Consider the following 7,797-nt stretch of genomic DNA (forward strand, 5'->3'; position numbering starts at 1 on the left):
CTATGTCCCGGTGCTGCTCGGCGGCATCTTTAAGGCCACCAACAACAAGTCACCGGCCGAAGCGCTGGCGGGCATCAAGAACAAGCGCGAGTTTCATGAGATCGAGACCGAGCGTTTCATCGCGCGCTTCCAGGTCGCGCCCTATGTGATGAACCCGTTTTTTCCGGTCAACACGCTGAACCTGATGCGCGCGGCGATCGCGGCCCAGCTCGAAGGCGTGTTCAAGGAATATGTCGAGGCCGCGTTCCATCACATGTGGCGCGAACCGAAGAAAATGGACGATCCCGAAATCGCGGTGGCCGCGCTCAATTCGTCGGGCCTCGACGGCGCCAAATTGCTGGCCCGCGGCCAGGAGCCCGAGGTGAAGGCCAAGCTGGTCGCCAACACGCAATTCGCCGTCGACCGCGGCGCGTTCGGTTCACCGACCTTCTATGTCGGCGACGAGATGTTTTACGGCAAGGAACAGCTGCGCGACATCGAAGAACTGATCGCACGCTGACGGCCGCAGGATGGGTTCAAGCCGCCGCGCGCTGGCGAAACTGCGAAATGATTGTAGCCCGGATGAGCGAAGCGATATCCGGGGTCGGCGCACCGACACATTCGACATCCCGGAAGTCGCTTCGCTCATCCGGGCTACGAGGAAGAATCAATGCAAAAACGTAATGCCACGGTTGCCGTGATCGGCGCCGGCGATTTTATCGGCGCGGAAATCGTCAGGAAATTTGCCGCCGAAGGATTCACTGTCTTCGCCGGCCGCCGCAATGGCGACAAGCTGGCGCCGCTGGTCGCGGAGATCGAGGCGGCGGGCGGAACCATCGTGGCGCGTTCGCTCGACGCCCGCAAGGAGGACGAGATCACCGCGTTTCTCAACGATGCCGATGCGCATGCGCCACTCGAAGTCTGCATCTTCAATGTCGGCGCCAACGTCAATTTTCCGATTCTCGAGACCACCGAGCGGGTGTTCAGGAAAGTCTGGGAGATGGCGTGCTATTCTGGCTTTCTCGCCGGACGCGAGGCGGCGCGGCTGATGACGGCGCGCGGCGGCGGCAACATCTTCTTCACCGGCGCCACCGCGAGCCTGCGCGGCGGCTCCGGCTTCGCCGCCTTTGCGTCGGCGAAATTCGGCCTGCGCGGCATTGCGCAATCGATGGCGCGCGAACTCGGTCCGCGGAACATCCATGTCGCGCATCTGATCATCGATTCCGGCGTCGACACCGCCTGGGTGCGCGAGCGCCGCGAACAATTGTGGGGCAAGGAGGCGCTCGACAATCCCGATCTGCTGATGCCGCCGGCCTCCGTCGCGGCGTCGTACTGGCAGCTCTACCAGCAGCCGCGCAGCGCCTGGACCTTTGAAATGGAAATTCGCCCGTTCGGCGAGAAGTGGTAAGGCCTATCACTCTGCGCTGTCATTGCGAGCAGCTCTTGCGACGAAGCCATCCAGTTCTTACCGTGCCTGCGGCTTTCTGGATTGCCTCGTCGCCAAGAGGCTCCTCGCAATGACGGACGACACTGACACCGTCTCAACATCAACAACTGGACTTACAGCATGCGTATTCTCGTGGTCGGTGCCGGTGCCATCGGCGGTTATTTTGGCGGCCGGCTGTTGCAATCCGGCGCCGACGTCACCTTCCTGGTCCGCCCGAAGCGTGCCGCTGAACTGGCCAGCGCCGGCCTGGTGATCAGGAGCCCGCATGGTGACATCACCCTGAAGAATCCCCCGACCGTGCAGGCCGACAAACTCGCCGAAAAATTCGACGTCGTACTTCTGAGCTGCAAGGCGTTCGATCTCGACGATGCGATGGCCTCCTTCGCGCCGGCGGTCGGACCCGGCACCGCGATCATCCCGCTGCTGAACGGCATGCGCCATCTCGACGTGCTCGAGGCGAAATTCGGCGCCGGCGCGGTGCTTGGCGGCCAGTGCAAGATCGCCGCCACGCTCAACGAGCAGCGCGAGGTGGTGCAGCTCGCGCCGATGCAATCGCTGTCGTTCGGCGAACGCCGCGGCGCCGCCTCCGACCGGGTCAGGACCATCGCCGGAATCATGGCCGCCGGCAATTTCGGCGGCGCGGCCTCCGACGCCATCCTGCAGGACATGTGGGAGAAATGGATCTTCCTCGCCACGATTGCCGGATGCACCAGCGCCATGCGAGCTGCGATCGGCGACATTGTCGGCGCTCCCGGCGGCCGCGATTTCATTCTCGGCGTTCGCGACGAATGCAGCGCCGTGGCGACCGCCAGCGGCTTTGTGCCTCGTGCGTCTTTTCTGGAAAGTAGCGGCGCGATGCTGACGGCGGAAGGTTCGAAGATGACCGCCTCGATGTATCGCGACATCCTGAATCACGCCGCGATCGAGGCGGACCAAATCATCGGCGATCTGATCGCCCGCGCCGACGCCGCCAAGGCGCCGGTGCCGCGGCTGCGGATGATCTACGTCCACCTCAAGGCCTACGAAGCGCAGCGGGGATAGTTCTGGCGTCCCGGCCAGCTCGCGCAACAGCGCGGACGTGTCCGGGACGACATCAAGCTATAAATGCGCCAGGTAATGCGCCAGCGCGACGATTTCCTCCTCGCTCAGGGAATAGGCGACGTCAGCCATCGCCGCCATGCCGCCGCCGGCGCGGGTGCTTGATTTGTAGTCGTGCAGCGCCTTGATGAGATATTCCTCGCGCTGTCCGGCGATCCGCGCCACCGCCTTGGTACCGGCATAGCTGTCGGTGTGGCACGAGGCGCAGCGCCGCCCCGCCGCGGCCTGCGCGCCCTTGGCCGACAGGTCGGGATTGTCATCGGGCTTCTTCGGCGCCGGCGGCAGTGACGCAAAATAGGCACCGAGATTACGGACATCCTCATTGCTGAGCTGATCGACGATCGGCTGCATCTGCTCGTTCTTGCGGGTGCCGGAACGGAAGAACACCAGCTGCCACTGGATGAAGGCATCCGGCTGCGCCGCCAGCGAGGGAATGTTCTCGGTCTGCGAAATGCCGGCCTCGCCATGACAGCCGCTGCACAATTCGGCTTTTTCCTTGCCGGCGACGAGATCGGCGGCGTGAAGGGGAGAGGATAGTAATGCGATAAGGATCAGACTTGCGGCGAGACGGGGCAGCTGGCGTATCATTGGCATTCCAGTTTCCGACCTAACAGCCGTCATTGCGAGGAGCCCTTGCGACGAAGCAATCCAGCCTTTCCTTGCGGCCTTCTGGATTGCTTCGTCGCGGAGTTTATCATCGGGCCGGCGAAGCCGGACCCGTTGGCTCCCCGCAATGACGTGGAGAGGCCAGCGCACCGGCCCCCGCTTATGTCATTTCACTTCGCGTAGCTGATGCGGTACACCGCGCCGGCCCAGTCGTCGGCCACCAGCAGCGAGCCATCCTTGGCCAGCACGATATCGGCGGGACGGCCGAGATAGCCCTGGTCACCCTCGATCCAGCCCGAGGCGAAGATTTCCTGCTTGGCATTCTTGCCATCCGGATCGGCGGTCACCCGCTTGATCCGCGCGCCCTGATATTTGTGCCTGTTCCAGGAGCCGTGCTCGGCGATGAAGATGTTGTTCTTGTACTCGGCGGGGAATTGGTCGCCGGTGTAGAACTTCATCCCCAGAGGAGCCACATGCGCGCCGAGATTCAGCACCGGCGGCGTGAATTCCGAACACGCGTGACCCATGGCGAATTTCGGATCCGGCATGTCACCCTGGTGGCAATGCGGATAGCCGAAGTGCTCGCCGAGCTTCGAGATCATGTTGAGCTTGTCGCTCGGCAGGTCGTCGCTGACCCAGTCACGGGCGTTTTCGGTGAACCAGTATTTTCCGCTACGCGGATCGACGTCGCCACCGACGCTGTTACGGACGCCGAGGGCGACGATCTCGGCATTACCGGTCTTGGGATCGACGCGGCGGATCTGCGACAGCGAGGTCGGCGGGATGCCGATATTGAAGGGAGGTCCGAACGGCACGTAGAACCAGCCCTCCTTGTCGGCAGCCAGATATTTCCAGCCATGCGCGGCAAAGGACGGCATGTCGTCATAGACCACCTTGCCATCGCCGAGCTTGTCGAGATTGGCCTCGGCATTGTCGTAGCGGATCAGTCTGTCGATATCGATGACGTAGAGCGCGCCGTCGCGGAACGCGATTCCGGTCGGCATCTTCAGCCCCTTGATCACGGTCTTGACGTCCTTCTTGCCGCCCTTGTCGGTGATCGCATAGACGTTGCCGAGCCCGAACGAGCCGACGAACAGCGTGCCATTGTCGCCCCACGCCATCTGCCGCGCCGCCAGCACGCCGGAGGCATAGACCTCGATCTTGAAACCCGCCGGAAGTTTGATCTTTTTCATCATGGCGGCGAGTTCGGCGTCGGACGCGCCGGTCGGCGGGCCGGACGGCGGCGCCAGGCCCTTCTGCGCCTCGGTCTCGTCGCCAAGGAACCAGTCATCCGGCGGATGGGTCCAGAATTCCTTGGTATCAGACTTGTAGCTCTTGAGCTTTTCCTGAGCGCTGGCCTGGCTGATCCCGGCAATGGCGAGGATCGCAGCGCACGCCAGAACAGATCGAGAAAGGATCGATGTCATCGCGTCACTCCCTGGGCAGCCGCAGTGCGACTGCGTTGTTGTTTTCAACATTCAAACCCGAACGCCTGCCTGCCGTTTTGCCCGGTCAGACAGGTAAAATGCTAGCACATCCACAGCGGGTGGAAAGTACGGAAGTGCAGTGCTGCGCGTGCACATCGCGAGATGCCATCAATTTCTGCTCGTCAAATGGGACCGGCATGCTAAATTCAGGTCATGGCGGCTAAAATTCTTTAAGGCGTAATGCAATTGCCGGAGACTTGGCCCGAATGGGCGCAGCTCCAACTAGCTCAGCTTGCGTGTGAAATCGACGCGCGGATCGAGTCCAAGACCTATCGCGCGACGCCCGAGGAACTCGCTGGAATCGATCTCGGCCTCAACGATATTCGCGAAGGGCGCATCGCGACGGCGGAGCAAGTCGAGCAACTGTTCGAGAAGCATCGGCCTGCGTGAAGGTCATCTATTCCGAAAGAGCGCGTACGGTGCTTGCTGGAATTATTGGCTTTATCAGCGAAAAATTACCCATCATCATACGGAGCCTTTCACAGGCAATTCGCATTGTCCCTGCGGAGGATTGCTCAATTTCCCGAGAGCGTGCCCCGGTTGAAAACCGGTTCGATATTCGCGTCGTTCCGCTGAAGCGATATCCGTACAAGTTTTACTATCAATATCGGCATAAGCTCGAACTTATCGAAATCGTGGACATTCAGCATGTGGCCCGCGACGACTTGCCCGGTACCGACTGAACTACGCGCTACGGGTCATTCGCACTTTTCCCGATAAACACTCCAGCGCCGCACGATCCCATTTTCCAAGGTTGGCGGCCGCCTCATACGTGCTTTGCAGAAATTGCAGCAGGATTGCGTCGGGATTTTCCGCGGTGCGCACGGCATCATAAGGCAGGATGAATTCGCCAAGATCCTTGCTGAAGAACGCGGCCTCCGGCCGCACCACCACGTCGGCGAAACCCGCCGGCGCCGGATAGGCGTAGGAATAGAAGGCGGGATAATCGATCGCCCCGCCGCCTGGCCAGAAGCCGGCGCTCGAAACCTCATGCGAATAGGCTTCGCGCACCACGTCGTCGGAAAGATGCGGCACGCCACCGGGATGCGTCGGCGCGGCGCGACCCGAGAACCGTGTCACCGCCAGATCAAAGCTGCCCCAGAAGAAATGCACCGGGCTGGCCTTGCCGATAAAGCCGGTGCGAAACGGCTTGAAGACGCGGTCGACCTGCCGCAACGCCCGCCCGAAGCGCCGCACCGCATCGGCATCATAGCTGGCGTGGACATGATCTTCGCCGAAACGGAGCGGATCGACAAGTTCGTTCGGCATGTCGTCGATCTCGACCGCGATGCCGAGATCGGCGAGTGCCACCAGCAGCTCCGCGTAAAAACCGGCAACCGACTGCGCCCGCAACGGCAGCTTGCGGCGGGCGCCGCCGCTGGTCTCGATATCGAGCACGTGGTCGATAAAATCGAAGGCAATCTCGAAGCTGGTTTCGCCATCCGCAATCGGCGAGGTGGTCAGCCCGCGCGGGGTGACATAGAGCACGACATGCCAGGAATGATTCAGCCACGGCGTTTTCGATAGTCTGATCTTGCCGACGATCTGGCTCCATAGCCGCAGCGTTTCGGCGCTGTCGCGCCACGCGGCATAAGGCAGTTCGGGCCAGCCGGCCATCGCCGTCAGATCATTCCCTTGCTGACGTAATTATACAGCACCGCGAGCACGACCAGGCCGATGAAGATCAGCGCCACCGGCAGCTTCCTCTTTTCGGGCTGCGGCGGCTTTTCCGGCTTGATCTTGCGGAAGGGCGTGACGTTGTCGCCGTGATTGTCGGTCATTGGTCTTGTTCTCGGAGCCGTCTTGACGAGGGGAGGCGTACCGGTGCCGCCCATGCGGGCATAATAGCTTCGGTACACGATTTGAATGGTGGTCTCAGCCGCGGCCGCTTCGGACTGCCGGCGTGCCAGCAACGCGCGGTAGCCGGCGAAGAAGGACTGCGATTCCTGCGGCAACGCATCGATGCTGTTCAGCTTCGCCATCATCAGCCAGGTCGCAAAATCGGCACGCGCCTCATCATTGGCGCGCTTGGCAATTTCGAGGTTGGAATCTGTCGTCGCCGGCATCGTCGGTCCGCACCATCTGGAAGTGCCGCGATTGTCTGCGCAACGTCTGACGAATTCAAGCGATGCGAGCGCTGGAACCCGGATACGACAAAGCCGCCTCGCGGCGGCTTGTCATCGAAATCCGAAGCGATCCGGAGATCGCCAGGAAGAGCCAAGAAATTCTGGAGCGGGCGAAGGGATTCGAACCCTCGACCCCGACCTTGGCAAGGTCGTGCTCTACCACTGAGCTACACCCGCATCCGAGAAGCTGGGCGACGCTTGCGCACCGCCAACGCGCAGACCTATGCCAAATGCGGCTGACGAATGCAACAGCCAGACTGCAGGGAAAATTGGCTCGGTTAACGCGTTTTCATCGGCCGAGCGGCGGATTAGGGTCCGAAACCGCCCGGTTACCGTCAAAAGGGCGGCGCTTGGCCCGAATCAGCGCCGAAGCGGGTCATTTTTACCCGATTGAAAAATGCGCCCGTGAGCGCCATTTAAATTATGGGCTGTGCTAGAAGCGGCGAGATTTTTAGAGACATCAAGCGAGGTTCACGTGACCATTCTGGAACAGGGCGGCGCATCGACGCCGCAGGCAACCGCGCTCATCAAGGAAACCACCACCCAGAGCTTCGTGCAGGACGTCATCGAGGAGTCCAAGCACCAGCCGGTGTTGATCGACTTCTGGGCGCCGTGGTGCGGCCCGTGCCGCACGCTGACCCCGATCATCGAAAAAGCGGTCACCGCCGCCAAGGGCCGGGTCAAGCTGGTGAAGATGAACATCGACGAGCATCCGGAAATACCGGGCCAGATGGGCATCCAGTCGATTCCCGCCGTGATCGCCTTCGTCAACGGCCAGCCCGCCGACGGCTTCATGGGGGCGGTGCCGGAAAGCCAGGTCACCGCCTTCATCGACAAGCTCACCGCGGGTATCCCCGGTGCCGAGCCGACCACCGCCGAGCTGCTGCAGGAGGCGGAGGCCATTCTCGCCGAAGGCGATCCGGCGACCGCTGCCTCGATTTACGGCGAGATCATTGCCGCTGACGCCACCAGCATCCCGGCGCTGGCCGGTCTGGCCCGCTGTTACCTGGAAAGCGGTGCGATCGAGCAGGCCAAGCAGACACTGGAGCTGGTG

The 7,797-nt window shown here is 61.9% G+C and carries 10 protein-coding genes and 1 tRNA gene; 6 read left to right on the forward strand and 5 right to left on the reverse strand.

Annotated elements, in window-relative coordinates; genetic code table 11:
• The 3 genes from Q0S16_RS10490 to panE all read left to right on the forward strand — a co-directional run.
• Window positions 1-499 (forward strand): 2-hydroxychromene-2-carboxylate isomerase (locus Q0S16_RS10490; RefSeq protein ID WP_295847921.1); only part of this gene is annotated, 499 nt, incomplete at its 5' end.
• A 150-nt stretch (window positions 500-649) separates the two neighbouring features.
• A complete protein-coding gene (locus tag Q0S16_RS10495) occupies window positions 650-1,387 on the forward strand; it encodes an SDR family oxidoreductase (RefSeq protein WP_295847923.1) in 738 nt (245 codons plus the stop codon).
• Between the two features lie 159 nt (window positions 1,388-1,546).
• On the forward strand, window positions 1,547-2,467 hold the full coding sequence (gene panE, locus Q0S16_RS10500; RefSeq protein ID WP_295847925.1) for a 2-dehydropantoate 2-reductase: 921 nt from the start codon (window positions 1,547-1,549) through the stop codon (window positions 2,465-2,467).
• 57 nt (window positions 2,468-2,524) lie between these two features.
• Here panE and Q0S16_RS10505 read toward each other — a convergent pair whose 3' ends face one another.
• Both Q0S16_RS10505 and Q0S16_RS10510 read right to left on the reverse strand, forming a co-directional pair.
• Window positions 2,525-3,112, reverse strand: a complete 588-nt coding sequence (locus Q0S16_RS10505; RefSeq protein WP_295847937.1) for a c-type cytochrome — start codon at window positions 3,110-3,112, stop codon at window positions 2,525-2,527.
• Window positions 3,113-3,300: 188 nt separating this feature from the next.
• Window positions 3,301-4,557 carry a PQQ-dependent sugar dehydrogenase gene (locus tag Q0S16_RS10510; protein WP_295847928.1) on the reverse strand — a complete coding sequence of 419 codons (1,257 nt, stop codon included), beginning with the start codon at window positions 4,555-4,557 and terminating at the stop codon, window positions 3,301-3,303.
• 240 nt (window positions 4,558-4,797) lie between these two features.
• Between Q0S16_RS10510 and Q0S16_RS10515 the strand changes: the two genes are divergently transcribed.
• Window positions 4,798-5,007 carry a hypothetical protein gene (locus Q0S16_RS10515; RefSeq protein ID WP_295847930.1) on the forward strand — a complete coding sequence of 70 codons (210 nt, stop codon included), beginning with the start codon at window positions 4,798-4,800 and terminating at the stop codon, window positions 5,005-5,007.
• Window positions 5,004-5,300: a hypothetical protein gene (locus Q0S16_RS10520; RefSeq protein WP_295847931.1), complete on the forward strand. Its 297-nt coding sequence runs from the start codon at window positions 5,004-5,006 to the stop codon at window positions 5,298-5,300. Before Q0S16_RS10515 ends, Q0S16_RS10520 begins: the two co-directional genes overlap by 4 nt.
• Before the next feature lies 1 nt (window position 5,301).
• Here the strand turns inward: Q0S16_RS10520 and Q0S16_RS10525 are convergent, their stop codons facing one another.
• The 3 genes from Q0S16_RS10525 to Q0S16_RS10535 all read right to left on the reverse strand — a co-directional run bounded on the left by Q0S16_RS10525 (window position 5,302) and on the right by Q0S16_RS10535 (window position 6,920).
• Window positions 5,302-6,234 carry a DUF5996 family protein gene (locus Q0S16_RS10525; RefSeq protein ID WP_295847933.1) on the reverse strand — a complete coding sequence of 311 codons (933 nt, stop codon included), beginning with the start codon at window positions 6,232-6,234 and terminating at the stop codon, window positions 5,302-5,304.
• A 5-nt stretch (window positions 6,235-6,239) separates the two neighbouring features.
• The gene (locus Q0S16_RS10530) at window positions 6,240-6,683 is read right to left on the reverse strand and encodes a hypothetical protein (protein WP_295847934.1); all 444 of its coding nucleotides are present in this window, start codon (window positions 6,681-6,683) and stop codon (window positions 6,240-6,242) included.
• Window positions 6,684-6,845: 162 nt separating this feature from the next.
• Window positions 6,846-6,920: transfer RNA gene (locus tag Q0S16_RS10535), tRNA-Gly, on the reverse strand.
• Window positions 6,921-7,218: 298 nt separating this feature from the next.
• Between Q0S16_RS10535 and trxA the strand changes: the two genes are divergently transcribed.
• The coding region (gene trxA, locus Q0S16_RS10540) for a thioredoxin (protein WP_295847935.1) at window positions 7,219-7,797 on the forward strand (579 nt) is incomplete at its 3' end.

This window comes from Tardiphaga sp. (genome assembly GCF_025356345.1).
Lineage (GTDB): Bacteria > Pseudomonadota > Alphaproteobacteria > Rhizobiales > Xanthobacteraceae > Tardiphaga.